A 26894-nucleotide genomic window follows, 5' to 3' on the forward strand; every position below is an offset into this window, starting at 1 on the left:
TGTTACTGCTCGCCCGGATCAATAATTAACCTTGTCTTCCATTTCCGCTCCGCGCTTCCACACCAGCACTTTGCGCACGAAGGAACACACCTCGGTACCGTCCTGTTTGGTGCCGCGGGTGCGCACGGTGACGATGCCCTGGTTCGGGCGCGATTTGGATTCGCGTTTTTCCAGCACTTCCGACTCCGCATAAAGCGTATCGCCCACAAACAATGGCGCGGTCATACGGATATCGTCCCAGCCCAGGTTGGCGATCGCCTTCTGGCTGATATCGGTAACACTCATCCCCACCATCAGCGCTACGGTGAACGGGCTGCACACCAGCGGCTTACCAAATTCCGTACCCGCCGCATATACCTTGTCGAAATGCGCAGGATGCGTATTCATGGTCAGCAGCGTGAACCAGGTATTGTCGGTTTCGGTAATGGTGCGCCCCGGGCGATGCTCGTAGATATCACCCACTTTGAAATCGTCAAAGAAACGCCCAAAGGTCTCACGGTAGCGGTTTTCACCGACCTGCTTTACTTCTCCAGCCATAGCTAAGATTCCACTGCGGTTTACACAAATTCTTTTTCGGTGCGCACACGCGCGATCAGCTTGCGTGCGCTGTCGACGATGGGCTGATCCACCATGCGCCCCTCTACCACGACTGCGCCACCCTGTGCCTGCTCGAATGCACGCACGATTTTCTGTGCCTGGTTCAGGGCATCGGCAGTCGGCGCAAAGCCGCGATGGATTCCCTCGATCTGCGAAGGGTGAATCGCCGCCTTGGCGGAAAAGCCCAGGGCAGACACGCGGCGGGTTTCAGCCTCAAGTCCCTGCACGTCGCGCACATCCAGAAACGGCACATCGATCACCGGCAGGCGATAGGCTGCGGCAATCACCGCCATTTGCGAACGCGCCCACAGCAGGGGCTCCCACGCAAACTCTGCGCCCACCTGCGCCGCAAAGTCACCACCGCCAAACATCACCGCATCCAGCGAGCAATCCCTACAGATGCGTTCCATACCCAGCAGGCCGGAGGCGCTCTCGATCAATGCGATCCAGCGCACCGGCTGCCCCAGCAGGCTCGACGCTTCCGCGATCTCCTCGGCATTTTCGGTTTTCGCCAGCATCAACCGCGCGGGCAAGCGCGCATGCAAAAGCGCGTAGAGATCCGCCCTGCCCTCATCGCTGCTTGCGGCACTGACGCGAACCACAATTCGCTCGAGCAATGCAGGCTCACAGCGCTCCAGAAACCCACACACCGCGGTGCGGGCATCCCCCTTTTGAGCCAAAGGCACCGCATCTTCCAGATCGATGCACACCAGGTCGGCACCACTATCCAGCGCCTTCTCAAAGCGGTCCGGGCGATGTCCTGGCACAAATAACAGGCTGCGCGCGGTAAACATCAGAAGTGCTCCCAGCCGCGCAGGGGTTCACGCACCTGCGATGGTGGAACCTCTGCGGCAAACGCATCGGCGATCGCCGCGCGGGTGGTAAACCAGACACCGTCTTGGGCCTTGGCGTAGCGCAGGAACTCTTCCAGTGCGCCAATACGCCCCGGGCGGCCGATAATGCGCAGATGCAGGCCGAGGGACATCATGCGCGTGCGCTCGGCACCCTCCGCCAGCAGGGTATCCAGCGTACGACAGGCGTAATCGAGCCACGCCTGTGGCGTCAGCGACGGCGCGGTCCAGAATTTCATATCGTTGGAGTCGATGGCGTACGGCAAGACCAGCATGGGTTTGTCCGACCCTTGCACCGGCGCCCAGAAAGGCTCGTCGGCACTGTAGTCGTCCATGTGGTAATCGAAGCCCTCCTCCTGCAGTAGGCGCCGGGTGTTGTCGGTGTGCAGATAGCGGCTCAGCCAGCCACGGGGGCGCTGCCCTGTGGTTTTGCTAATCGACGCAATGGCATCGCGAATGAATTTGCGCTCGGTGTCTTCATCCATACCGAACTGGTGCTGCCAGCGATAGCCGTGGCTGCACACTTCGTGTTCGCCCTCGGCAATAAACCGTGCGATCTGTGGTGCCCGCTCCAGGGCTACCGCTGCCGCGCAGAAAGTAGCCGGCACCTGGTAACGCTCCAGCAGCGCCTGAATACGCGGCCAGCCCTCGCGGACGCCGTACTCGTAATTGCTTTCGTTGGCGTGCGCGCGGATCGGTTTGCGCGGCGCCACCCCCAGTTCGTCGACGGGTTCAGGGCCACGGTCGCCGTCCAGCAGCGTACTCTCGGAGCCCTCCTCCACATTCACCACAATCGACAGTGCGAGCCGGGCATCCCCCGGCCACAAAACCTTTTTGCTCATGCCCGACACACTCTCGTTACTGACTCAGTGATATTCCTCACCGCCGGAGACGTTCATCGCCTCGCCGGTGATGTAGGACGCTTCATCGGAGCAGAGGAAGGCACAGGCCTTGGCGATATCCTCCTGCAGTCCGGGGCGGCCCAGTGGTATGCGCGCGCGCATATCGTCCATATAGCGGTCGTAGCCCTTGCCGGTCACTTCGGAAAAATGCGCGTTCTGCCAGGCACCCAGACCGGTGGTCACGTGGTTCGGGCAGATGGTATTCACGGTAATGCCAGCCGGCCCCAACTCCTGTGCCGCCGAGCGCGTCAGCCCCACCATGCCGTGTTTGGACGCGGTATAGGCGGATGCGTGGGCAAAGCCGGACTTGGACGCCTGGCTGCCGATATTGATAATCCGGCCTCCGCGCCCCTGGCGCAGCATGATCTCCGCCGCGTACTTGATACCGAGGAAGGTCCCCCGCAGGTTGACCCCCAGCACCGCATCCCATTTGTCCACGGCCATATCCACGATCGGTTCCATCAGGTAACCGATACCGGCGTTGTTGACCCAGATATCCAGGCTGCCGAAATGCCCCAGGGCAAACTCCGCTGCGGCTTGGACTTCCTGGGGCTCGAGAACATTGCAGGCATAGGTGGCCACCTCGCCACCGGCCACGCGGATTTCCGCCGCGATCTGTTCCATCTCCGCGCTGGTGCCCACCGCCTGCTCCGGCATGTTTTCACCGGCGGCGTGGCCGATATCCGTCAGCACCACTTTCACGCCTTCCGCTGCCAGGCGTTTCGCCATGGCTTCACCGAGCCCCTTGCGGCGGCCGGCACCGGTGATCACCGCCACCTTGCCTGCCAGTTCCGGGTACTTACCCTGCACTTCTGTCATGGTGCGTCTCCTCGGGAATGTCTCTGTAAAGACGGGTTCTGGTCAGACGATTTCGGTCAGCATGAACTGCGGGTTATCCGCAAACTGCTGGAACTCCGCGGCAACCTTCTGCATGGTTTCGCTGGATACATCCGCACCCAGCTGCTGCATATCCTTCACCACCAGCAGTTCCACATACTGATACGGCGCCGGTACTTCCGAGCCCAGCAGGCCGGTGGTACGCAACACGGAAAACTGATCGATGGAGTTGAGATTGCGCACGGTGGGAAGGTCGGTCGTCCTCGCCCACTGCTCGTAATCGGAGGGGCTGACGCCCGGCTTGAGGTTGAACAGCACAACGATAGTGGTAGTCACGGTAGCGCCTCCGCTTGATGATCATTATGGTCTGACCATCGTATTCTTGAGCTAATGTTATGTCAATATAACATTTGATAGCGCGCGCCACTTCAGAATGCTGCGAAAACGCCCACACTTCGGCACAACAGGACAGTTACAAAGAAGAGATGAGTGGCGGTGTCGCCACCGGGTGCGGTCTTGCGAGACACGAGCTAGGCGCTCCCCCTCAACCCATCCATGGGGGCTCTTCCGCGAGGTGGCCCGGCCGCTCCATGTATTCGCGGCGCCTTCGGCCCCTCTCGCGGAAGGTCTCGCAAGACCGCACCCGGCAGCGACACCTTCTCCCGCAATTAAGTTAAGTGAACAGCAGTAGATAAGCAGCAGGGCCTAAGCCTTGGCGGCAAGACCTTCGATAAAGGCGTGGTAGGCAACGCGCACCTCTTCCAGCACCTCGCGCACCGGAGCAAAACTGTTGACCCACTTCCACCAGCCCGCGAAACGGGGAAATTCCGCCAGCGGATCGGCAATGCCCACCAGCGGCGCCAGTTCGTGCAGGTACAGCATGGTGGGCGCCAGTGCGATATCCCCCAGGTGCAGCGGCCGCTCCGCATCACCGAAGCTGGCCAGCAGGCGCTCGCCTTTAGCCAGCTCTGCGCGCAGGTTCTGCGCAATCCCGGCAGTATCACCCGCAGTGCCCATGGCCGCCCGGAACAGCGGGAACAGCGCATTTACCGCAAGATGCAGATCCGCATAGCGCCCGAGCATGCGCATCTGCGCCCGCACCAGGGCATCCCCGGGGAGCAGCGCACTGCCACCCTCAGCATTGACCTCCGCCAGGTACTCCATTATTGCCCAGCTTTCGGCAATGGTTTCACCACCGTCGAGCTCCAGCACCGGTACCTTGCCCAGCGGGAAACGTTCCATAAACGCTTCTGTACGCAGGGGCACCGGCGGTGGCGCCACCTCAACCGGCAGATTCTGCAGGCGAATCTGGATTCGCACCCGTGCGGCATAGGGGGAATGAGGCAGGTTGTACAGTTTCACAGCAGATCTCCCGCAATCAGTAAATCAGGTGCAGGCCGTAGGCGGCATTTGCCAGCAACCCCACCCAGATGGTGTAAACAAACGGCCGACAGGAGGCAATGGAACCGCGAATGGTCCCGTTCACCGAATCGCTGTCGTCACCGGACATCAACTTACCCCAGGCTGCACCAAACGATTTCAGGCGCACCCGGATCATCAGCCCGCACAGCACCAGCAGCGCAAAGATCCCCAGCTTGATGGCAAGCCAGTTTGACGCGAGGATCACGTTGGTGACCAGCGCATAGACGGCCAGTGACAGCAGCGCAACGATGATCACCACCCGCAGATAGAAGTCGAACCGGGTCAGCGCCGGCACAAACGCCTTGCCGTGGGCAAAGTGCAAGGTGGCCACCAATAGCAGCCAGCCCAGACAGAAGGCCCACGCCAGCCACAGCCATACGCTCGCCACCGGCATCTGGCCACTCATATGCGCGAGCTGCAATCCCAGGGGCAGGATCAGCGGCATACAAAAGCGCGGCCCTTGGTCACATCCCATCATGATGGTGAGCGCGGTAGTCCGCGCCTGTGGCGACAAGTCGGAACGGGTCACATAGCGGCTCGCATAAAAGGTGCCGAGATCCCCCCCAAGCCAGTAAACAAAGCACAGGTTGTGCAACAGCTTTACAAACAGGTACGCGCTCATGCTGGTTAATTCTTTTTAGTTGAGGTAACAATATCGCCAGAACGATAACGGCAGGCAACCCTTGCGTCTGGGGTCCTCAGAGGACAACCGGCTCCAGTGCGCATTGCCGTATTAGATATATTGATATACCTTTATATCAACAATTACAATTAAAACAACAAATTCAATCCAGCCACTGCTCAGGGGTAGCCAATGGAAACAACAACCAAAACGGCCAAAGAACTCTACCTGGAAGTCAAAGCCAACCCGGCGCGCAAGCGCTTCGGATTCGGGCGCAAGGCAGTACTGGTCAATATCGACCCGCAGAAGGCCTACACCCGCACCGATCTGTTCAAGACGGCCTACGAAACCGATCCGAACCAGCTCCACTACATTAACGAACTGGCGAAGAGCTTCCGCAGCAAGGGTTGGCCGGTGGTATGGACCCACGTGGCCTACATGGATTCCGGGGAAGACGCCGGCATCTGGGGCACACGCACCGACACCCCCGACTCCCTGCAGAACATCAAGTTCGATTCCACCCGCAGCGAGTTCGATGACCGCCTGGAAATTGACCGCAAGCGCGATGTCATTTACTGCAAAAAAATGCCCAGCGCCTTTTTTGAGACCCAGCTGCAGTCCCTGCTGGTATGGCACCAGGTAGACACGATCATCCTGACCGGTGGCTCCACTTCCGGTTGCATCCGCGCCACCGCGATAGACAGCCTCTCCCGCGGCTACCGTACCATTGTTCCCGAGGAGTGCGTGGCGGATAAACACGAGAGTTACCACTACGCCAACCTGACCGATCTCTCACTGAAATATGCCGACGTGGTGGATGTGGCCGAAGTCTTCCAGTGGCTGGAACGAGGTGAGTAATGGCGAACGAAAAAGCCGATCCCGGTTTCTATGACTACTGGCCCTATCAACAGAGGCCCAAAATCACCTGGCCGAACGGCGCCAGGGTGGCCTTCTGGGTCGCTCCCAATATTGAGTTTTACGAACTGAATCCGCCGGCAAACCCACACCGCAAAGCCTGGCCACAGCCGAGCCCGGCAGTGCCCGGCTACAGCATTCGCGATTACGGCAACCGTGTCGGACATATGCGCCAGATGGCGGTGCTCGACAAGTACGGAGTCCGCGGCTCCATTTCCCTGTCTACAGCGCTGTGCGATCACCACCCGGAAATCATCGAGTTGTGCCGCGAACGCCAGTGGGAGTTTTTCAGTCACGGGATTTACAACACCCGCTACACCTACGGCATGTCCATCGAGCAGGAACGCGACATGATCCGAGACTCGATGGAAAGCATTTATCGACATACCGGGCAGAAGTGCGCGGGCTACCTGGCGCCGGCCCTGTCCCACTCGGAAGACACCCTGGATCTGTTTGCGGAAGTCGGTACGGAAATGTTCGGGGATGAGGCCGGGTTTTATACCTGCGACCTGTTCCACGATGACCAGCCTACTCCCATCAACCTGCGCAGCGGCAAGCGCTTTGTCTCGGTGCCCTACTCGCTGGAAATGAACGACACCATCGCCTATGTGGTGAACAAGGTCGAACCGCGCCGCTACGGCAAGATGCTGAAAGAAAATTTCGACCGCCTGTATCAGGAAGGCACCGACAGCGGCACCGTCATGTGTATCCCCACCCACAACTACCAGGTGAGCTGCCCTCACCGGTTGCGCGCGTTCGAGGAAGCCCTCGAATACATTACCGGCCACTCCGATGTGTGGGTGACCACCGGCCGCGAAATTGCGGAATATTACCTGCAGCATTACTACGAAGCGGCGCGCGCGGACATCCAGACCAAAGGCACACCGGCCCAGAGCACTCTGGCCAGCGAAGAGGTAACCTGCCCATGAGCAACCAGAAAGGCCTTGGGCCAGAACACCTCCAGTATCCCGAACGCCACTACGGCATGGACCACGCTTACTACGACTGGCAGATGCTCACCGACCGCCCACCTGTGCAGTGGGCCGAGGGCAAGCTCGCGCTGTGGGTGAATGTCAGCCTGCAGTTTTTCCCGCTCAACCAGCGCGGCATTCCCTTTCCACCACCCGGCGGCATGACCATGTCCTACCCGGACCTGCGGCATTTTTCCCTGCGGGACTACGGCAACCGCGTGGGTATTTTCCGTGTACTGCGCGCACTTGACCGCTACGGCGTGCGCCCGACCTTCGCGATCAACGGCGAGCTGGCGGAGCGCACCCCCTACCTGATGCACATGCTGCGGGAACGGGGCGATGAGATTATCGCCCACGGCTGGAATATGGATTGCCCCCACTATGGCGGTCAACCACGCGATGAAGAACAACTGCTGATCCGCAAAACCCTCGAAACCCTGCGCGAAGCGAGTGGACAGGCGGTAACCGGCTGGCTGAGCCCGGGCAAGATCCACAGCGAAAACACCCCGGCACTGCTGGCCGAGCACGGGATTAAATATTTCTGTGACTGGGTCAACGACGATATGCCCTATCGCTTCCGTACCGGCAGCGGCGATCTGTGGGCCATGCCGCTATCAACCGAACTGGAAGACCAGTTTATCCTGCGCATGAACCAGCACTCGGAAACCTCCTACGCGGAGCAGGTCGAAGATGCCTGCCGCTTCCTGCTCAGCGAGGCGCGCAATCAGGGAGGCCGCATCCTCGCCCTCAACATCCACCCGTGGATGCTGGGGCAGCCGCACCGTATCGCTTACCTGGAGCGCATTCTGGAATTTGTCACCGCCCAGCACGGCGTGTTCAGCGCGTCTGCAAGTAGCCTGCTGCAACAGTGTTCGCAGCCCGAACTGGAGCCCGCCTGAGGCGCGGCTGGCATTTGACATAGAATGTTATATCATTATGCGCTTTCGCCCGGGTCAAGGATGCACACTATGGAAGCCGTAAACACACTGTTCAGCAAACAGCAGCTGGAATCTTTGAAAGAAGAGTCGCACGCGCCACTCTACTACCAGCTGTATGCGCTGCTGAAAAATGCCATTCTGAACGGCACCCTGGAGCGCGGTGACCAGATGCCGACGGAATTGCAGCTGGCAGAGGCATTCGGTGTTTCCCGCATTACCGCCAAGCGCGCCATGGATGAATTGGCCGGAGAAAGCCTGGTGGAGCGGCGCCGCGGCAAGGGCACCCACGTCACCTACGAATACAAGCAACAGCCGGTAAAAGCACCGCTGGTAGGTATGCTGCAGGAAATTGAAAGTATGGCCCGTCACTCCGACGTGGACGTACGCAGCTGTGAAATGCTGCAGCCGCCGGCGGAAATTCGCGAGGAACTCGGTCTCGGCACTGGCGAAACCGCACTGCTGCTGGAACGTACCCGCTCCCGCGATGGCGCGCCCTTCGGTTATTACGTCAGCTGGACAGCGGGACTGTCACGCAAGGTAAACGCCAAGCAATTTGCCAAGACACCGCGACTGGAAATCTTCCGCAAGCAGGGACTGGAAATCACCCATGTAACCCAGACCCTGAGCGCCGAGGCAGCCACCAGTGAAAGCGCCCGTGAACTGGCCACCACCGTGGGCGCCCCACTGCTCAGCCTCACTCGCCGCTCTTTCACCAAGGTAAACGGCAAGGAGCAGCTGGTGGACCTGATGCACGTGCTGTATCACCCGGACCGCTTCAAATACCAGATGGACCTGAAGACAGACGAACTCTGAGTAGGCTCAGGTCTCTAGTCTGTCGACAGGCGTAGCGGGAGCAATGGCGTGAGGCCATAGCTCCTCGCCCGGCCAGCTCCCCTGCAGATTTTTAAGCCGTACCGTCCAATGACTTTGGCCCTGTTGCCAGTGGTATTCCTGCAACAGCCCGTCAGCCAGATCGTAAACCGCCCCGCCGTCGTACTGACCGCCCGAATATTCAAAGCTGTCCCATGTGCGGCCCGACACCCCCGCGTCCACGGATTGCAGAAAACGCACGCGGCGCAGGGAAATTTCCGGCTCAAACAGTTTTGCGGCCTGCGCTGGATCGTGAATCCAGGGCACCAGAACCCGCGCCTCCGCCTGATCCTGTGCCGCCAGCGCACCGAGCAGCTGCCCCGCGAAAATACGCAGCAGCGGAAAATATAACGCCCCCTCGGCAGAAACGCTTCGGGTCTCGATACCGGCACCGCGAACGCGATATACGCCGCCATTGATGCCTTTGCCCAATGCTCGATAACTGGACGCGGCAATACTTTTCTGCCGTCCCATATCACACCAGCGCAGCAGGCAGCGCAGAATCTCCCCCCCTGCCACCTGTGCACGCGCCGAAATCAAAACCGACAACGCGGGGATCTCGCGCGCGCTATGCAAAACAAATTTTTCGCCCAATCGGAATAGTGACCAGTGCTCAAAAACCGGCACCGGGTTTCCATCACACAGATATTCGTATTCTCCCTGTGCGATGGGAGCAGTCTTGCCACCGCCCGCCATCAAACCACCTCTTCAGCGGTTAGCAGCAATCGTTTTGTCGATGTATGCGCGCGGCTGCGCAGGAGGTGCGTGTTGGCAGAGATCATTTTGTTGGCCGCGGCACACGGGTGCAGCGTGGCGATGGTGACTTCGCCACCCTGGGGGGTAACCAGAGGATGATTGATATTGCCGTCGAAGCGGCGCTCCTGCCACGGCTCCATCAGGGTAAATTCCCGCTCCAGGGTCGCCAGCACGCCGCCTTCCGCGCCGTGAGCGGCAGCGGCAACACACACTCGGTTTTCCGCAGCTCGTGCAGAAAACAGCAGGGAAAGATTGCGTTTTTTGTTACCCATGCCCGCCGTTTCCGCGCCCAGCGGCATCAGCAGGCAGTGCACACCATCAAGCGCAGCCATGCGCGCAAGCTCCGGGTGCAGGCCGTCGTCTCCCACCAGAATCGCAACACGCCCCCAGGGCAAATCCACCGTGTGCAGTTCGCGACCCCGCGGGGCCAAGCCCAGCGGACAGCGATGCAATTGCGGCTGGGCCATACGGCGACCAGTACCATCCAGCAAAACCCCGAGATGCTGCCAGCTGTTTTCACCTTCTTGGATCACGCTGGTACAGACCTGAAGCCCCTTGTCTCGACAGACTTCCACCAGCCGCGCCTCCGCCTCACGGCAAAGCGCCGCGGTCCGCGACCAGTTTTTCGCGGCATCGCGCTGCGGGAAAATCGCCGGCAGCAGCACCAGCTCGATATTGCCAGGTAACTCGCGCACCAGGTCCGCGGCGCGCTCGATGGCCGCAAGCCCCACACCTTGCGGGTCAACCAGGGCTACACCTATCTGCTCTGCGGCAACGGAAGTCGGGTCCTCAGCGGATTTTTCAAGGGGCTGGTAAATGAGGGGCCGGCGCCTCGCCAGCGCGCCCAGGCTCAACTGCAACCGCTCACCGCGCTCGGGAATATCTGCAAAAATCACCTCCTCCTTCCCGCGCAGGCCAGCGACAACCGGGCGACCATCCGGCCCAACCACCTGGCTCTCGCCGGCACCGTAAAGCAATGCCTCGGGAATCGCAGTCATCGCGCTGACCATTTGCAAATCCGAAACCGGCACCAGAGGCCCGACCTTGTTTGCAGCCACCATAAACAGGCGGTTTTCCGCCGCCCTCGCCCGCACGTGCAGGCTGGCCTCATCGAAGGCAAAGGAATTCAGGGAATTACACAATATGTCAGCACCGGCCAGAGCCAAGCGTCTTGAAGGTTCAAAGCTGATACCGTCGCGGCAGGCGATAAAACCGATTTTGCCAAGTTCGGTTTCCACCAGACCGCCGGCCCGGGTGGCCGGCACAAAAAAATCGTTTTCGTGCCCCATCAGGCTCTGCTTGTCCGCTTCGCCGAGCAGGGTTCCCTCGGGACCATACAGCAGCGATGTCACCGTGATTACCGGTGATTTACGTCGCAGTGAGACATTGATCAGTATGTAACTGCGGTAGTGGCGCGCACGCTCGGCAATCGCGCCGAGGAAGGAGCCGTCCAGATCCAGGGCACACTTCCAGGCCCGCTCCCTGTCCCGGTACCAGGAAATGTGATTGCAGAATTCCGGCAGCACCATCAGCTGCGCACCACCCGCGGCGGCACTATCGATCATGCGCAGACAAGTGTTGAGGTTTTCCGGGATATCCGTACCCGTGGCGAACTGCAAGGCGGCGACCTTTGGCATAGCTGCTTCCATCCGATGACAGAGTGAAGTACCCCGCTGGTGTCCCATGGGGAAAGACGATCAATCACCCAATTGTACTATTGATATATCTTTATTACACTAACTCCCACAACCTATCCTCATTGCACCATTGCACCGGGAACTCGCAGCATGGCAAACATCGTCATCACCGGCAGTACCAAGGGTATCGGCTTCGGTCTAGCCAAGGCATTTATCAAATGCGGTCACAAGGTGATCATCAGCGGTCGCAGTAACGAAAGCGTCCGCGAAGCCCTGGATCGCCTGCAGACACCGGCCTGCAAATGCCAGGGTTTCGTCTGTGACACCAGCGATCGTCAGCAGGTGGAAGCCTTGTGGCAATACGCACAGGTGTCCCTCGGTAGCGTCGACATCTGGATCAACAACGCCGGCCTGGCCCGCACTGGCTGGTCAATCCTGGATATTCCCCAGGAAGAAATCGAGGCGATGGTGCACACCAACCTAATGGGCACCATCAACGGATGCCGCGTCGCAGCCGCCGGTATGCAACTGCAGGGCCAGGGCAAGATTTTCAATATGCTCGGTGGCGGCAGCGACGGCGAGTATTTCCCGGGAATGGGCATCTATGGCAGCACCAAACGGGGGCTGGATTACTTTACCGATGCGCTGGGCAAGGAACTGAAACCAAGCGGTATTCTGGTGGGCAAGATCCGTCCCGGCATGGTGGTCACAGACGCAGTGATTCGCGAAGCCCGGTCCAATCCGGACCGCTTCGCCCGCTCGCGCAAGTTCATGAACAATCTGGTGGACCAGGTCGATACCGTCGCGGAATTTTTGGTCCAGAAAATACTGAACTGCAATAAAAGCGGCGAAAAAATCCGCTGGCTGACCGGCGGCAAGATGGCCACACGCATGCTTGTGGGCATGGTCAGAAAGCGGGAAGACCAGTTCGCGCGGCACGGGCTCTGAACACCGCCCTGTAACGATTCAGAACAACAAACAATTCAGAACAATAAACGGCCCCAAAATAAACGGCCCAAAACAATAAACCGAAAGTATCCCCACTGGCGAGGCTATCGACCATGGCGCAACCACACTGGCTTGGCATACAACTAGCCCCGGGTATATCCCGCGGCAACTTCAGCACTTATCTGTTTGCGGTGTTTATTTCTTCCGGATATGCCGGTGCCCTTTCGGTGCTTCAGCCGGGGCTATTGCATGTCATGGGGATCGCCGCCGATACCCAGGCCATGCTTACGGGTTTCCTCAGCGCGCTGCAGGAGCTGGTGTTTATCCTTCTCCTTGGCGCTGCCGGCGCCTTGTCCGATCGCCTTGGCCGCCGCCCGGTCTACGTATTCGGGCTTGCGCTCACCGGCATTGGTTTTGCACTTTACGCCCACGCCGGATCTATAACGCAACTGGTGGCGTTCCGCCTGCTGGTGGCCGTTGGCAGTGCGGCCATGATCGGCATGATGGTGACGGTAGTCGCAGATTACGCGACCGGCGAATCCCGCGGACGCGCCAATGGCGTACAGGCACTGATGGCGACCCTCGGCGCTTTCGTTCCGCCGATACTGGCGAGCCTGCCCAAGGTGTTCAGCGGCCGCGGATTTGACGAGCTGGCCGCGCAACAGTGGACCTTCGCCATCGGCGGTGCCCTAGGCCTCGTTGCTGCGGTCATTGCGCTGGTGGGACTGGCTACTAAGATGCAGCAGACCGCCTCTGTCGCCAGGGAGTCTTTCAAAGCCACGTTGGTTGGGGGATTAAGGGCCGCGCGCGATCCACAGACGGCACTCTCCTACGGAGCCGCATTCATCTCCCGCGGCGATCTCGCGGTAACCGGCGCTTTCATTTCACTCTGGCTGGTGCAGTACGGCACCCGCGAACTCGGACTCAGTGCCAGCGAGGCCCTGTTCCAACTGGCGGTTCCCCGGGTGCTGGCAACCGTCGCCGGCGCCCTGCTCGGCTCCATGATCATGGGATTCATTGCCGACCGCGCATCCCGTGTGACCGCCGTGGCCCTGGCTTCGGGACTGGCCGCCGCCGTATACGGTGCCGTTTTCCTCGTTTCCGACCCCACTGCCGACTGGGTCATCGGCCTGCTGTTCGTAATGGGCATTGCCGAGATCAGTGCCTTTGTCAGCAGCCAGGCTTTGGTAGGCCAGCAGGCGCCGGAAGCCTACCGCGGCGCTACCATCGGCTTCTTCGGGGTCGCCGGTGCCTGCGGCATCCTGATTGGCACCTCTGGCGGCGGCGTGTTATTCGCAAAAATTTCACCGAGTGCCCCATTTGTACTATTCGGCGCACTCAATTTTGCGGTATTCCTGTGGAGCATGTGGCTTCGCAAACAACTGAACCAAAAGAATGGGGAACCTGCTCAGGTTTCCGCCCCTGAAATTTCAACCAGCCAAGTGTGAGTTATTGATATGGAAAACGCACAAAACCTGACCAAAGAATTTGCCGCGCACCTGAACACAGGCACTCATATCGATACCAGTGAAATCTTTAACGCGGTCCTGGCGACCCGCGACGCCATCTGGGAAATGATCCAGGGCAGCCTTTCACTGAAGGAAGACCTGCGCTGTGAGGACCTGCGCTCCTTTGACGATCTGAACGGCGAACATGTGGGCCGCATGCGTACCTTTACCGGTGACGCGTCACCGGTGGACTGGATCATCCACTCCAACATCGGCACACCGCAGAAAACCTTCACCAATATTCACCTGACCATCTACATGGACGACAGCGTGGACATTCCCCACCTGGGAATGGCATTCGGCACCCTGCCCGATGCGTTTTTCTATATCGACCCGATGCCGCGCTATGAACCGGTCGCCTACCCTGATTACCTGCAAAAATACCTGGCGCCGCTGAACAGCATCTACATGGAACTGCAGAACGACCTGTTTGAAGCCGGCGTGAAGCCGTTCAATGCCGCGATGCCGTTTATCCGCTCCTCCCTGTCCCCGGTAGCGCTGGCCGGTGTGGTACCGCTGGAGTTTTACCGCGCCAAGGTCGAGCCCAAGATTTTTGCCTATGTGGATCACTGGCTGAGCCTGGTGCACGCGGCAAAGCCGGTCGAATCCGCGGATGTACGCGTGCAATTGAAACAGCGCGACCAGCTTGTGCGCCGCAATATCGTGCACCTGGACCCGGCCAACCCGATTGCCGAGCGTCTCGTCGGCAAGCCCATGGCCGATCGCCTGGTGCGCATCCTGTGCGCCGAAGAACGCTCTTGATGCGTGCTACGAAACCAGACTGAGGCCCGCACCATGCCTGCACCACTGAAGCAATTACTGGCGAGAGGCACGGTGCTGTCAGTGCCGGGCATCTACGACGGCCTCAGCGCCCGCCTGGTAGAGCTGGCGGGCTTCGAGGCCGCCTTCCTGTCCGGTGCCTGCCTGTCTTTTGCGCGCTTCGGTCGCCCGGATATGGGGCTGGTGAGCGCGGCCGAGGTGGCGGAATCGGTGGCGGTGATCCGTGAGCGCACCGAGCTGCCACTGATCGTGGATATGGATACCGGCTTCGGCAACGCCCTCAATGTGAAGCGCACCGTCGCCACCTTCGAACGCGCCGGTGCCTCGGCGCTGCAGATGGAAGACCAGCTGATGCCGAAGCGCTGTGGCCATATGCAGGGCAAGCAGGTGATCAGCAGCGGTGAAATGGTCGGCAAAATCCATGCAGCGCTGGATGCGCGGCACAGCAGCGACACGCTGATCTTTGCCCGCACCGATGCCCTCGGAGTCCACGGTTTCGAAGACGCCCTGGAGCGCGCCGAGCGCTACCTCGAGGCCGGTGCCGATGCGATTTTTATCGAGGCACCGAAAACCGTGGAACAGATGCAGATCATCGGCGCACAGTTCGGCCGTCGCACACCGCTCATCCACAATCTGGTGGAGGGTGGAAACACGCCGGTGCAGACGCTGGAAGAACTGCAAGCCCTGGATTACCGAATCGCCCTCTACCCCGCTTCCCTGCTACATCTGTTCATCCCCGCCGCCCAGAAAATGCTGGCGGAGCTGCGCCACAGTGGCCACTTGCAATCTATGCGCGACCAGATGATCGACCTGACCGCGGTGAACAGCCTGCTCGGCGCCGACGAACTGTTGGCGGCGAGCGAAGAATACCAATACGAATAATCGGTACCGTTTTATGAGCCGTGATGATCAACTTCCGGAACTCACCAATTACATCGGCGGCGCCTTTTCTGCTCCCGCCATCAGCCGCGGCCAGTATCTCTGCGATGCCAACACCGGTGAACCCCTGCAGGAGCGCCGCAACAGCGATATGCAGCAGGTGTCGGCCGCGCTTGAGGTGGCAGACCATACCCATAGCGATGGAACCTGGGAGGAAACTCCGGCCCAGGAACGCGCCGTGCTGCTGGAGAAAATGGCCGAAGAGCTCGCGGGTGAGGAGTACGCGGAGACCATCACTGTTGCCGACAGCCTTACCTCCGGTGCCGTGATCCGCACCACCCGCAAGATGGCGAAAATTTTGCCACTGGTGTTTCGCGGCGCTGCCGCCTATCTGCGCCAGGGACATCTGGATCGCAAGGTACCCGGCCCCTGCGGGGAGGTGGAATACCTGCAACGCCCCTGGGGACCGGCGCTGTTGATCGCCCCCTGGAACGGCCCCACCGCCATCGGTTCCCACAAGGTGGCGAGCGCCCTGGCTGCCGGTGCTCCCTGTATTCTCAAGCCATCGGAATTCACCCCGCACTCCGCCATCATGATGGCGCGCGCTGCACATCGCGCAGGCCTGCCCGAGGGCGCATTCCAGCTGACGCTGGGGGATCGCAATGTCGGGGGAAAAATGGTGGAAGACCCGCGCATCAAGGCGGTCTCCTTCACCGGCGGCTTGGCCGGCGGTCGCGCCATTGCGCGCGCCTGTGCCGCCGACTTTATCCCCACCCAACTGGAACTCGGCGGCAATAACCAGCTGGTAGTTTTCGAGGACGCCGACCTGGACAAGGCTGCCACCGGTATCGTCTACGGCCTCACCAACCTGAATGGCCAGTGGTGTCGCGCGCTCGGGCGCCTGCTGGTGCATGAATCCGTGAAAGACGTGTTGCTCGACAAGGTGTTGAGCCTGCTGTCCGGCTTCCGCCTCGGCCACTCCCTCGACGAAGCGAGTGATATGGGGCCGCTGGTACACCGCGGACATTTCGAGCAGATTCTGGCGGATATTGAACGCCTGCAGGCACACGGTGGACACTTGCTTTCTTCAACCCCACTGCCGGACCTGCAAGGCAACTTTGTTGCGCCGACGCTGGTGGACGGTTGCCAGCCGGAAGACACCCGCGAGGAAATTTTCGGGCCGGTGGCGGCGGTACACAGTTTCCGCAATGACGATGAGGCACTGGCACTGGCCAACGGCACCGATCTCGGACTTGCAGGTTATGTGTACAGTGAAAACATTGAGCGGGCCTTCGCGTTTGCCCGGCGCATGCGCACCGGTGGGGTGAAGATCAACGGCTACAGCCTGCTCAGCATCGGTGAGGGAACGCCGCGCAGCGCCTGGGGCCTGTCCGGCCTGGGTGAGGAAGGCCACGCCCAGTCCATCGAATTCTTTACCGGGGCGCGGGTGATCGGCGTTTCGCCACAGGATCTGCTCGGGGGGCGATAGCCCCCTTCTTTGTTTGCTGGTTTAGCTAAATACCCAGCTCAATCGATCAGCGCTATAGCTTCAACCTGTTCCGGCTGCGCTATCTCGATCAACGCCTTGGAGAATTTTGGCGGACCAAAACGGGGAACATGACCATTGGACAGTCCCACCGGCTCCTTCGGGATACCGACGAAATTACGATCCATTTTGCCATTGGCATTGTTGTCGTGGTGCACGGTGATGGCGTATTTACCGTAGGGCAGGCTCAGATCCACTTCGAGCTTTCCATCCTTGAGATTCTCGAGCCCCACCTCTTCTGCATAAAACTTGGTATCGCCGAGAAAGGTGTCTTTTGAGTCGTACACCGATATGTACAACTTCCCTACCTGGGAATGGACATTCGATACCATCAGCCGGACGTTCGCGGTCTCCGCGCTGGCAAACCCCACGCCACAGGTGAAAAACAGCAGCGCACCCCGACAGAGACGAAGTATTGGATGGTTCATCGGCCAGCTCTCCTTGTCGTTAAAAAAAGCAGTAAAAAATGCGGTAAAACGATACCGTTGTCGTGTTACGTACTGTACGCGAAATCAGATGATCGGCACCTGCTTTTCCAGCTGCAAACGACGCCAGGCATAGGCCCTACCGCCGGCAGCGATACCCAGCATATCACCGACCAGTTGGCCCGCGGCCATCAGCGCCGGCAGATCAATCCCGGTATCGAAACCCATCTGCTCCAGCAACATCACCACATCTTCACTTGCCACATTGCCCGTGGCCCCCGGCGCAAACGGGCAACCGCCAATACCACCAATTGCACTGTCGAACTTGCGGATTCCCGCTTCGACCGCGGCATAGACATTCGCAACCCCGAAAGCACGGGTGTCGTGGAAATGACAGGCCAACCTATCGGCACTGTACTCCCGCGCCAGCTCTCCCATCAACCGCGCTACCGCCATGGGGTTGGCCGCGCCGATGGTATCGGCAATGTTCACGTCATCGGCCCCCATGGCAAACAAGCGCCCGGCAAGATCCAGCACCCTGACCGGATCCGTCGCACCCTCGAAAGGACAGCGCCAGGCCACGGCGATGCAGGCCACCACACGCACGCCATCGACCCGTGCGGCCGCACAGATTTCCCTCGCCTGCACCAGCGATTCGTCGACCGACATACGCACATTGCGCTGGTTCATGGTCTCGCTGGCACACACCACCAGCACCACGGTGTTGGCACCCGAGCTGCGCGCCAGCTGATAGCCTTTCAGGTTCGGGATAAGGACCTGGAAATCTGCCCCCGTATCCGCAGGCAAGCCGGCGAGAACCTCATCAGTTCCGGCCATGGCGGGCACCGCTTTCGGCGAGACAAAGGCCCCCGCCTCCACCGACCGCACGCCCGCATTGAGCAGAGCCTGAATCAGTTGCACCCGCTGTGCCACGGTCAGTACCCGGGACTGGTTCTGCAATCCGTCCCTGGGCCCCACATCGTTGATCAGTATTTTTTCGCGCATACGGTCATCTCCCGAAATCAGCCCGCGTCACCACTTTCCCTCAGCGCTTCGATATCCGCCTGGGTATAGCCACACAGTTGGCTCAGGATCTGGTCGGTGTGCTGACCGATATGCGGTGCTGGTGAAAAGGAATCTTCGTGAGTGCGCGACAGTTTGATCGGGTTGCCCGGCGCCTTGGTGGTCTTGCCGTTGGGATGGGCGATATCCACCACCATATTGCGGTGCAGCACCTGCGGATCGCTAAGGGCCCCCTCGAGGTTGTTGATCGGCGCGCAGGGAATGCGCTGCTCCTCCAGCTGTGCCAACCAGTTGTCGGTGGTATCGGTGGCGAAGATCTCCGCCAGTTTCGCGTCGATAAAATCCTTGTCCGCAAAGCGACCGGGCTGACCGTCGTACTTGGGATCATCAAATTCCGGCACCTTCACCACCGGCTTCAGGTTCTGCCAGAAATTGTCGGTGATCACCGCGATGATGACAAAGCCGTCGCTAGTGGCGTAGCTGTTGTAGGGAACATGCACAAAATGCGCGTTGCCGATGGGATAAGGGTTCTTGCCACTGAGGAAGAACATGGTGGCCATATAGTTCAGCATGGAAATCTGGCAATCCACCATGGAAATATCCACGTGCTGACCGCGACCGCTGGTTGCGCGCTCCGCCACCGCCGCGAGAATACCCATCACCGCAAACATGCCGCCGCCAAGGTCGCCGATGGGAATGCCCGCACGCACCGGGTTGTTCGGATCATCACCGGTAATCGACATGCCGCCGCCGTAGGCCTGGGCTACCTGGTCGAACGCCGGGCGCCTTGCGCCGGGGCCGTCGGAGCCGAAACCGGAGACACAGCAGGTAATGATGCGCGGGTTGATTTCACTCAAGGTTTCATAATCAATCCCGAGTCGCTCTGGTACGCCGGGGCCGAAATTGCTGATGACCACATCCGCCTGCTTTACCAGGTCATAGAACGCCTGGCGCCCGCGCTCGCTTTTCAGGTTCAGCGCCACGCTGCGTTTGTTGCGGTTCAGAGTCAGGTAATAGGCACCGAAACCGTCGATGGAATTTTCTGGATCATTGGCGAGCAATTTGCGTGTGCCCTCTCCCGCCAGAGGCTCCACCTTGATCATATCTGCACCCAGGTCGGCGAGAATCATCGCGCCGTAGGGGCCAGACAACATATGCGTCAAATCAAGGATTCGGATACCTTTCAATGCCTTATTCATCCACAACTCTCCACGTGTTCACTTAAATCAAGCTGCACCGTTGCCATCTGTACCATTTACTCAGAATTCTTCCAGCAAACGGCCTTTACCGGTGATCCGGTCTTCAATGCCGCAGGCCCGCAATGCGTGCCAGACGGTGGCGATGTTGATTGGAATCAGGGGTTTCTGCAGCCAGTGTTCGAGGGTTGGGAAAATATCCATGGTGGAGAGGTTGGTGCCGCACTGGATGATCGCGTCGACATCGTCACCATCCACTTCCCTCACTGCTTGTATGACGTCCTGGATCGAGGTTTCTGCAATGGCGGTAGCCGATGGTCTGTTCATTCCCTTGACGTTCACCACTTCAAAACCGATATCGGAGAAGAAGCGCCGCACGTTGTCATCGCCCACCGGTGGATAAGGAGTAATCACCGAAATGCGCTTAGCCCCAAAGCAGTTCAGTGCATCTTTGGTCGCTCCTGCACCGGTTGTGAGCCCAAGATCACCAATCTGGTCGCGAATCTCGCGTTCAAAGGCGATATTTCCTTCGAGCCCACCCCAGAACGTTTCCGCGGACATACCCAACATGATGTGGGAAACCTTGGCGGAAAGGATGTTACGAATTGATACAGGAATCTCTCCGCGCATGATTTCAAGGAAGCGCTCAAACACGGTGTTTTCGTCGTCACCACTGCGGGACATTTCGTCGGACCAGTTGCGCAATTCGATCCAAAAGCGGGAGGGATGCCAGGTAACGCCGTCGATGCGTATCTGCTGCAGGTCGTATTCGACCCCGGTATTGGTGGAGGGAATGATGACGCCGATCTGCGCGCGGCGGGCGATTTGATAATTATCCATAGAAACTCCCAGATGTTCTTCCGGAAGTTATACCGGCCGCCCGCGGCGGCCGGCATGACAATTATCAAGAATTTCAGGTGGCTGCTTCGGAAGCGACCGGCGCCGTAGTCTCAACGCGCGGGGCTCTCAACATCAGCGCAATGATCAACAGCAGGCCCATCAGGGTGGCGCCGAGATAATACGGGGCATGCACACCGATACCGGCAAACGCCGAACCCGTCAGCGCCGTCCCCATCCCCCGGCCGAGCGTGCCCAGGGCATTGTAAATACCCATCACGGCGCCGCGATTGCCCGCCACCGTCTCTTTGGACGTGAGCGACTGCATGGAGGTCAGTACGAAGGCCGCGCCCACCGCCTGCGACATCAACGCCGCTGCCACTGCCGGCACGCTGGCGATTGAGCCGGCCAGGGTTACCAGGATCACTGATATCCCGAATATCACCGCACCGGCGCGCATCAATCGGCGCTCCCCGAAAGCGCGCGTCAGCGGGCCGATCAATCCGCCCTGTACGATCACCATGGCGATCCCGGCGGCCAGCAGTACCGGTACCAGGTCTTTGGGGCCGTGTGCGATATTGGTGGCGTCCGCCCAGATCGGGAATACGGATTCTACAAACCCGGCCGCGAGGTTATAGACCAGTACCCCTGCCAGCAGCAGACAGAGGCTGCGCCGGCCACCAATCCAGGAAATAACCTCCCGGGAGGACACTGTCACTCGCGGATTGTCCGCACCCCCGGGCAGGCTCTCCTTCAGGAAGAAAACCACCACCAGTAACGCCGACAGGGACAACAATCCGGAAACCATGGCCGGCAGCTGCAGGTTGGCATCGGCGAAACTGTCACCGGCGAGGTAGCCACCGAGCGCAGGCCCGACGATAAAGCTGATACCGAATGCCGCACCCAGCATACCCATCGCCTTGGCCCGATCCTGCTCGGTGGTCACGTCGGCCACGTAGGCCTGGGCCACCGACAGGTTGCCGGCCATAAGGCCACTGAACAGGCGGGAGACAGCCACCATCCACACCGCGGAGGCAAAACCCAGAACCACATAACCGAGCACTGCCCCCGCGAGGCTTATCATCAGGATCGGCTTGCGCCCGAAGCGGTCACTGAGACGCCCCCATATCGGGGTCGAGAAAAACATGCCGATGACGTAAAGCGCCATACAGAAGGTCGCCATGCCGGGGCTGGCCCCCAATTGCAGCGCGTAATAGGCCAGGATCGGCAACATGATTGCAAAGCCGATCATGTCCAGCAGAACAATAAATACCGCGATCATCATGGTCGCTTCGCCTCCTGGCGATGGTTAATACGCGGACCTGGCTCAGTGCTCTTCCAGCAGCCAACCCATATTGTCGAAACGGTCTTGTATGCCGCAGCTGCGCAGTGCGTGCCAGCAGGTCGCCACGTTGATCGGCAATACCGGTTTCTGCAGCATTTTTTCCATGGCCGGGAATACGCCGAGGGTGGACAGATTGGTACCCACCTGCACGATCGCATCCACGTCGTCACCGTCGATCTCGCGCACGATATCCAGAATCTGCGGCTCCGGCACCAGCGCGATGGCATCGTGGGCGTTGGCACAGCGCAGGCCTACGAGATGCTTGATACGGTAGCCGGCATCCTCGAAAAACAGCCGCACGTTCTTGTCACCCACCGGCTGATAGGGCGTGAGGATGGACAAGGTCTTGCCCGACTGCTCCGGCACACCCAACGCCTCCAGCGCGGAAATAACCGCGTTGGCGCCGGTGGTAAGCCCGGTGCCCTCGCCCACCAACTCCTGGATGCGGTCGACAAAGCCGTCGTTGCCCTTGATACCGCCCCAGAAAGTCTCCGCGGACATCCCCATCATCACGTGGTCGGGTTTGCAGGTCATCAGGCTCTCGATGGAGTCGCCGATGGTTTCCCGCAACCGCTCGAGAAAGCGCATAAAGTTGGCGTCGTCGCTCAGGTCCGGGTGGTCGATCATGAAGCGCGTCGTGTGCCAGGTGACGCCGCGCGGCAGCAGGCGCTGGCAGTCGTATTCCACCGAGGTATTGGTGGACGGGATCACCACGCCGATCTTGGCGCGGTGACCGATATAGTTATCCCGGTGGCCATTGGTCAGCTGCGACCGCTCGCGGGTTTTCGACAGATCGATCTGGGTTGGAAATGCCATGTTGTTTTCTCTCCGGGCCGATGGCCAAAAGCAGACTGTTCTATTCGAACAGGAATTACTGGACTGCGAGACTCTCGCGCACGCAATTGATCATCGAACGTTCCAGCAGGAAGGCTCGCGCGCGCTCGAGGTCGGCGGCGGTTTCCATCAGCATCTGCTGGCGTTTGCGCTGTACATCCGGGTCGCGGGCTTCCATCAGTTTCTTGTTCTCGATGGTGTGACGCTGCACAAACTGCACGGCGAGACCACGGCGCTGGCGGTCGTATACGGCAAAGGCCGTTTCCGGGTCCGCGTTTTGCAATAGCACCTGACTCAGCTTGTCCGCCAGGTTGAACGCGTCGTGCAGGCCGCCATTCATGCCCATGCCGCCCAGCGGGTTGTTGATATGGCAGGCATCACCGACCAACAAGGCACGGCCCTGGACGTAGGTTTCCGCCACACGCTGGTTTACCGCATAGATACTGCGGTGGTGAATGTCGTAGTCGCTACCGCGATCGTGCAGGCGTTTAAGGCGCGACTGCACAAATTCGTCGGACAGGTAATAGGCTTCCTCTTCCTCGCTGGCAGGGAACACCGGCACCAGCACGCGCCAGAGCTTGTCGGTACGCAGGATCACGCACCACTCTTCCGGGTCCGATACATAGTTCACCCAGGAGAAATCCTCAAACACCTGTTCGAACGGGAAACTGGTGCTGACCACAAGGAATTTTTCGTCGTAGGTAAAGCCCATAAAACCGATGCCGGATTTTTTGCGCACCACACTGCGTGCGCCCTCGGCACCGACCAGGTAGCTGCCGGAGAGTCGCTCTTCCCCATTGCCGGTGCGCACAATTGCGGTAACGCCACCGGCCTCCTGTTCGTAATCGATCAGCTCACAACCGAAGCGCACTTCTGCACAGGAATAATCCTGCAATACCTCGCAAACGAACTGGGTCAGCTCGTACTGTTCCAGCTGCAGGCGAAACGGAAAGCGGGTTTCATCGGCGATCAGGGACATATCGAAGGTCGCCACCTCGCCGGTGCTGCGATCCCGGTACTGGTAGCGATCGGCCTTGAGCCCCCGCGCCAGCATTTTTTCGATGATGCCGTCGCCGAGGTCTGCAATCATTTCCAGCGACGGCGGGTGAAAGGTGGATGCCCGCAAATCGATAGGTAGACGCTCGCACTTTTCCAGCAGCCGCACAGGAATACCCTGCTTGGCCAGCGACAGGGCCAGCACACAGCCACTGGGACCGGCACCGGCGATGATCACGGGTTGCTGTGTAGACATAACCACTCGCCAATTATTGTTTTAAGTTTTCGGATACCGGTTACGCGCGGCTCAAGCCGTCTCCGCCCGGGTTTCAGGTAATTGTGCAAGTACTTCGGACAGTGCCATCACGTCGGCATACTTTGCGTGCATATCAAACAGGTTGGCCGTGTGCGCTTCCGGGTTGCGATCGCCCACCGCCTCGCGCGGCACCACTACCGGGTAGTCGTACTGCAGGCCATCCACCACCGTCGCGCGCACACAGCCGCTGGTGGTAAGCCCGGTCACCACCAGCGAATCCGCGCCCTGCTCCCGCAGCCAGCTGTCCAGGCTCGTGCGATGGAAACTGCTCGCCCACTGCTTGCTGATCACGGGCTCGTTTTCGCGCGGTGCCAGCCGCGGATCGATCTGCACCCACTCCGAGTCGGGCGTCAGCAAGTTGAGATGCTTGATGCGATCGCGAAACACCCGCGCTTCGCCGTCGTGGTGATAGACCACGGTGGTAAACACCACCGGCAGCCCCAGGGCGCGGAAGCGCTCCAGCAAAACGCGGTTGGCTTCCACCACATCGGGGCAATCGGTACCCAGCGGGCAACGGCTGCTGGTAAATCCCACCACCATGTCCACCAGCAACAACGCCGGTCGCTTACCAAGACCGAGACTTTTTCGTTCCAGATCCATGTTTGACCTGCACCTTGTCCAGCTAGCTATGGTTTTTTGAAAGGCCTGCGAGAACTTCAACCGGCCCTGACGATTTCGAGAAAAAATGGTTGTAACAATTCGGCGACCGCAGCGGGCTGGCGATCACAGACGTAGGTGCCGGCATCTTCCGGCAGCTCTGCCGCCCTGCCCTTAGGCAGCAGCTGCACCGTCGGCTCCACTGCGGCACGCAACAGGTCGCGACCACCGGCAAATACCAGCGTCGGGCACTGGATAGCCGCCAGCTGCGGAACCACATCCTGCTCCACCACCGCGCGGTAGGACGCTTCGTAATAATCACCACAGGTAAACGCCAGCAGGGCTTCACGCTGGCTGAGGGAGAGTTCCGCCTGTGGATCTTTTGCCCGCAAGCGCTGCCACATCCGCTGCCAGTGCGCACCTTCCGCATCCGCGGCAATTGTCTGCGCCGCCAGTGGCAACGCGGCCTTTTGTTCGTCGGTCAGCAGTGTGGGGCCGCTAAGGGCCAGAGCGCGCACAAATGCGGGCTGGTCAAACGCCAGCTGCACCGCAATGGCGGCACCGGTGTGGTGCCCGAACACCAGTGCAGGGCGATCGAATTTCGAACTCACTGCGCGATAGATGGCATCGGCGAAGCCGGCGATGGAGATTCCACCGGGAAAAGTTGCTGGAAGCGGATCGCTGTTGCCGAATCCTGGGGTATCGATCGCCAGAACAAAAAAATCCCTGGCCAGCAACGGCATCAGATTCTGGTACATCGCCGAAGAGCTGGGGGTCTGGTGCAACAACAGCACCAGCGGCGCCTCTTCGCGACCACAGCTGCGGAAGTGCAGTTGTGCAAATTCGCCACACAGCTCCGCATCGAGATAGCCGCGTCGAATAGTGCTCGGGAACGGCTCGATCACCGCGGCAGGCTCCCAACGTCGGCGCTGATCCACTTAACTTCGGTAAATTCCTCGGTACTGTAATGGCCACCGCTGCGGCCAACACCGGACAGGCCTACGCCGCCAATGGGTGCCAAGGCATTGCTCTGAAACGCGTGCATGCCGATGTGCACCGCACCGGACGCGATGCGCCGTGCCGCGTGCAGCCCCCACTGCAAGTTGTGGGTCAGCACTGCGGCGGAAAGCCCATAGTCGCTGTCGTTGGCAAATTCGATGGCCTGTTCGAGATCGTCCGCCGCCACCACACTGGTGACAGGGCCGAAGCTTTCCTCGCGCCAGGCACTGCAATTGCGCGGCGGTTCAAGCAGCACGGTCGGCTTCACCACCAGGCCGTGCATAACCTCGCCACCGGTGAGCAGTTCCGCCCCGCCAGCAACCGCCTCGCGCACATGTTCCAGTACTTTCTCCACCGCGCGCCCATTAATGAGCGGCCCGTAAACCGTGCGCTCATCGCGCAGATCACCCAGGTACAGGGATTCCGCTTCCGCTTTCAGCGCGGCGATAAACGGCTGGTAAATTTCCCGTTCAACCACGATGCGCGAGTTCGCCATGCAGATCTGGCCGGCGTGGGTAAAAATACCCTGGGCCGCGATTTTCGCCGCCTGTTGCGGGTCGGCGTCGCGCAAGACCAGCAGCGCGCTCTTGCCACCGAGTTCCAGCTGCATACGGCGCATACGCCCCAATGCGGACTGCCCCACGGCAATGCCGGTATTGGTGGAGCCGGTGAGCGCAATACAGCGCACACCCGGATGATTGATCAACTCGGCACCGCACTCGGCACCGAAGCCGGTGACAACACTCACCGCCGCCGGAGGCACACCGGCATCCAGCAGCAAGCGGCCGAACGCCAGCGCCGTCAGCGGGGTTTCTTCGGAGGGTTTAATCACAAGGCTGTTGCCCGCTGCCAATGGAAAGGCACACATTTTTGTGAGCAGTGACAGCGGCGCATTGTAGGGAGACACGACCGCAACCACGCCGAGCGGTTCGCGGATCACCATGGAGATACGACGGGGATCGTCGTTGGGAAACGTCTCACCATACAGCCGGCGCGCTTCGCCAGCCGCAGTGCGCAGGAGATCCACGGTATAGGCGATTTCGCCCCGCGCCTTGGTAATGGTGGAGCCGCTTTCGTCGATCAGCGTATCCAGAAATCGTGCATGGCCTTCCCGGGCCACCAGGTCTGCCGCGCGCAACAGCGCCGCTTCCCGCTCTGCCGGGCGCAGGCGATACCAGTCATCGAAGCCACGGGCTGCCGCCCTTACTGCGCGGTCCACATCGGTGGCGCCGGCGCGCGGCACCTGCCCAACTATACTTCCGGTCGCCGGAGCAATGACGTCGAAGGTGGCATCGCTCGCCGCAGATACCGCCTCACCCCCGATCAGCATCTTTGTGGTTTCCATGT

At 60.1% G+C, this 26894-nt stretch carries 28 protein-coding genes; 9 read left to right on the forward strand and 19 right to left on the reverse strand.

Annotation, left to right across the window (positions count from 1 at the left end; all coding sequences use genetic code 11):
- Positions 1–18: 18 nt before the first annotated feature.
- From R5R33_RS01630 to R5R33_RS01660, 7 genes are all read right to left on the reverse strand, one after another.
- Positions 19–537 carry a MaoC family dehydratase gene (locus tag R5R33_RS01630; RefSeq protein ID WP_318954340.1) on the reverse strand — a complete coding sequence of 173 codons (519 nt, stop codon included), beginning with the start codon at positions 535–537 and terminating at the stop codon, positions 19–21.
- A gap of 20 nt (positions 538–557) precedes the next feature.
- Positions 558–1391, reverse strand: coding sequence for an HpcH/HpaI aldolase/citrate lyase family protein (locus R5R33_RS01635; protein WP_318954341.1), 834 nt, complete (start codon positions 1389–1391; stop codon positions 558–560).
- Positions 1391–2290, reverse strand: a complete 900-nt coding sequence (locus tag R5R33_RS01640; protein WP_318954342.1) for a polysaccharide deacetylase family protein — start codon at positions 2288–2290, stop codon at positions 1391–1393. Before R5R33_RS01640 ends, R5R33_RS01635 begins: the two co-directional genes overlap by 1 nt.
- 24 nt (positions 2291–2314) lie before the next feature.
- Positions 2315–3169: an SDR family NAD(P)-dependent oxidoreductase gene (locus R5R33_RS01645; RefSeq protein ID WP_318954343.1), complete on the reverse strand. Its 855-nt coding sequence runs from the start codon at positions 3167–3169 to the stop codon at positions 2315–2317.
- 42 nt (positions 3170–3211) lie between these two features.
- Entirely contained in the window at positions 3212–3523 is a 312-nt protein-coding gene (locus tag R5R33_RS01650; protein WP_318954344.1) for an REDY-like protein HapK, read from the reverse strand.
- Positions 3524–3892: 369 nt separating this feature from the next.
- Positions 3893–4549, reverse strand: a complete 657-nt coding sequence (locus R5R33_RS01655) for a glutathione S-transferase family protein (protein ID WP_318954345.1) — start codon at positions 4547–4549, stop codon at positions 3893–3895.
- A 16-nt stretch (positions 4550–4565) separates the two neighbouring features.
- Positions 4566–5231, reverse strand: coding sequence for a hypothetical protein (locus R5R33_RS01660; protein WP_318954346.1), 666 nt, complete (start codon positions 5229–5231; stop codon positions 4566–4568).
- Positions 5232–5423: 192 nt separating this feature from the next.
- On the opposite strand from R5R33_RS01660, the gene R5R33_RS01665 reads away from it, so the two are divergent.
- From R5R33_RS01665 to R5R33_RS01680, 4 genes are all read left to right on the forward strand, one after another.
- The gene (locus tag R5R33_RS01665) at positions 5424–6089 is read left to right on the forward strand and encodes an isochorismatase family protein (RefSeq protein WP_318954347.1); all 666 of its coding nucleotides are present in this window, start codon (positions 5424–5426) and stop codon (positions 6087–6089) included.
- Positions 6089–7075 carry a polysaccharide deacetylase family protein gene (locus R5R33_RS01670; protein WP_318954348.1) on the forward strand — a complete coding sequence of 329 codons (987 nt, stop codon included), beginning with the start codon at positions 6089–6091 and terminating at the stop codon, positions 7073–7075. The genes R5R33_RS01665 and R5R33_RS01670 overlap by 1 nt, the downstream gene beginning before the upstream one ends.
- On the forward strand, positions 7072–8016 hold the full coding sequence (locus tag R5R33_RS01675) for a polysaccharide deacetylase family protein (protein ID WP_318954349.1): 945 nt from the start codon (positions 7072–7074) through the stop codon (positions 8014–8016). The genes R5R33_RS01670 and R5R33_RS01675 overlap by 4 nt, the downstream gene beginning before the upstream one ends.
- A gap of 69 nt (positions 8017–8085) precedes the next feature.
- Positions 8086–8868: a GntR family transcriptional regulator gene (locus tag R5R33_RS01680; protein WP_318954350.1), complete on the forward strand. Its 783-nt coding sequence runs from the start codon at positions 8086–8088 to the stop codon at positions 8866–8868.
- A gap of 6 nt (positions 8869–8874) precedes the next feature.
- Here the strand turns inward: R5R33_RS01680 and R5R33_RS01685 are convergent, their stop codons facing one another.
- Positions 8875–9621 carry a hypothetical protein gene (locus tag R5R33_RS01685; RefSeq protein ID WP_318954351.1) on the reverse strand — a complete coding sequence of 249 codons (747 nt, stop codon included), beginning with the start codon at positions 9619–9621 and terminating at the stop codon, positions 8875–8877.
- Positions 9621–11318, reverse strand: a complete 1698-nt coding sequence (locus R5R33_RS01690; RefSeq protein WP_318954352.1) for a nitrilase-related carbon-nitrogen hydrolase — start codon at positions 11316–11318, stop codon at positions 9621–9623. The genes R5R33_RS01685 and R5R33_RS01690 overlap by 1 nt, the downstream gene beginning before the upstream one ends.
- 150 nt (positions 11319–11468) lie before the next feature.
- Between R5R33_RS01690 and R5R33_RS01695 the strand changes: the two genes are divergently transcribed.
- The 5 genes from R5R33_RS01695 (at position 11469) to R5R33_RS01715 (ending at position 16922) form a co-directional block, all read left to right on the forward strand.
- The gene (locus R5R33_RS01695; RefSeq protein ID WP_318954353.1) at positions 11469–12266 is read left to right on the forward strand and encodes an SDR family NAD(P)-dependent oxidoreductase; all 798 of its coding nucleotides are present in this window, start codon (positions 11469–11471) and stop codon (positions 12264–12266) included.
- A gap of 113 nt (positions 12267–12379) precedes the next feature.
- Positions 12380–13714 (forward strand): MFS transporter, encoded by a 1335-nt coding sequence (locus R5R33_RS01700; RefSeq protein ID WP_318954354.1) that lies wholly within the window; start codon positions 12380–12382, stop codon positions 13712–13714.
- Positions 13715–13723: 9 nt separating this feature from the next.
- On the forward strand, positions 13724–14536 hold the full coding sequence (locus R5R33_RS01705) for a hypothetical protein (protein ID WP_318954355.1): 813 nt from the start codon (positions 13724–13726) through the stop codon (positions 14534–14536).
- Between the two features lie 33 nt (positions 14537–14569).
- On the forward strand, positions 14570–15436 hold the full coding sequence (locus R5R33_RS01710) for an isocitrate lyase/PEP mutase family protein (RefSeq protein WP_318954356.1): 867 nt from the start codon (positions 14570–14572) through the stop codon (positions 15434–15436).
- A 13-nt stretch (positions 15437–15449) separates the two neighbouring features.
- A complete protein-coding gene (locus R5R33_RS01715) occupies positions 15450–16922 on the forward strand; it encodes an aldehyde dehydrogenase family protein (RefSeq protein WP_318954357.1) in 1473 nt (490 codons plus the stop codon).
- 38 nt (positions 16923–16960) lie between these two features.
- Here R5R33_RS01715 and R5R33_RS01720 read toward each other — a convergent pair whose 3' ends face one another.
- The 10 genes from R5R33_RS01720 to R5R33_RS01765 form a co-directional block, all read right to left on the reverse strand.
- Positions 16961–17407, reverse strand: coding sequence for a DUF2141 domain-containing protein (locus R5R33_RS01720; protein WP_318954358.1), 447 nt, complete (start codon positions 17405–17407; stop codon positions 16961–16963).
- Between the two features lie 84 nt (positions 17408–17491).
- The gene (locus R5R33_RS01725; RefSeq protein WP_318954359.1) at positions 17492–18409 is read right to left on the reverse strand and encodes a hydroxymethylglutaryl-CoA lyase; all 918 of its coding nucleotides are present in this window, start codon (positions 18407–18409) and stop codon (positions 17492–17494) included.
- 17 nt (positions 18410–18426) lie between these two features.
- Positions 18427–19626 carry a CaiB/BaiF CoA transferase family protein gene (locus R5R33_RS01730; RefSeq protein WP_318954360.1) on the reverse strand — a complete coding sequence of 400 codons (1200 nt, stop codon included), beginning with the start codon at positions 19624–19626 and terminating at the stop codon, positions 18427–18429.
- 60 nt (positions 19627–19686) lie between these two features.
- A complete protein-coding gene (locus R5R33_RS01735; RefSeq protein ID WP_318954361.1) occupies positions 19687–20463 on the reverse strand; it encodes a maleate cis-trans isomerase family protein in 777 nt (258 codons plus the stop codon).
- A gap of 73 nt (positions 20464–20536) precedes the next feature.
- Entirely contained in the window at positions 20537–21745 is a 1209-nt protein-coding gene (locus R5R33_RS01740; protein WP_318954362.1) for an MFS transporter, read from the reverse strand.
- Between the two features lie 42 nt (positions 21746–21787).
- Positions 21788–22621 (reverse strand): maleate cis-trans isomerase family protein, encoded by an 834-nt coding sequence (locus R5R33_RS01745; protein ID WP_318954363.1) that lies wholly within the window; start codon positions 22619–22621, stop codon positions 21788–21790.
- Positions 22622–22676: 55 nt separating this feature from the next.
- A complete protein-coding gene (locus tag R5R33_RS01750; protein ID WP_318954364.1) occupies positions 22677–23891 on the reverse strand; it encodes an FAD-dependent oxidoreductase in 1215 nt (404 codons plus the stop codon).
- A 51-nt stretch (positions 23892–23942) separates the two neighbouring features.
- Positions 23943–24551, reverse strand: a complete 609-nt coding sequence (locus tag R5R33_RS01755; RefSeq protein ID WP_318954365.1) for an isochorismatase family protein — start codon at positions 24549–24551, stop codon at positions 23943–23945.
- Positions 24552–24607: 56 nt separating this feature from the next.
- Entirely contained in the window at positions 24608–25486 is an 879-nt protein-coding gene (locus tag R5R33_RS01760; protein WP_318954366.1) for an alpha/beta fold hydrolase, read from the reverse strand.
- On the reverse strand, positions 25450–26892 hold the full coding sequence (locus R5R33_RS01765; RefSeq protein WP_318954367.1) for an aldehyde dehydrogenase family protein: 1443 nt from the start codon (positions 26890–26892) through the stop codon (positions 25450–25452). The genes R5R33_RS01760 and R5R33_RS01765 overlap by 37 nt, the downstream gene beginning before the upstream one ends.
- Positions 26893–26894 lie beyond the last annotated feature (2 nt).

It is taken from the genome of Microbulbifer pacificus (genome assembly GCF_033723955.1).
Lineage (GTDB): Bacteria > Pseudomonadota > Gammaproteobacteria > Pseudomonadales > Cellvibrionaceae > Microbulbifer > Microbulbifer pacificus.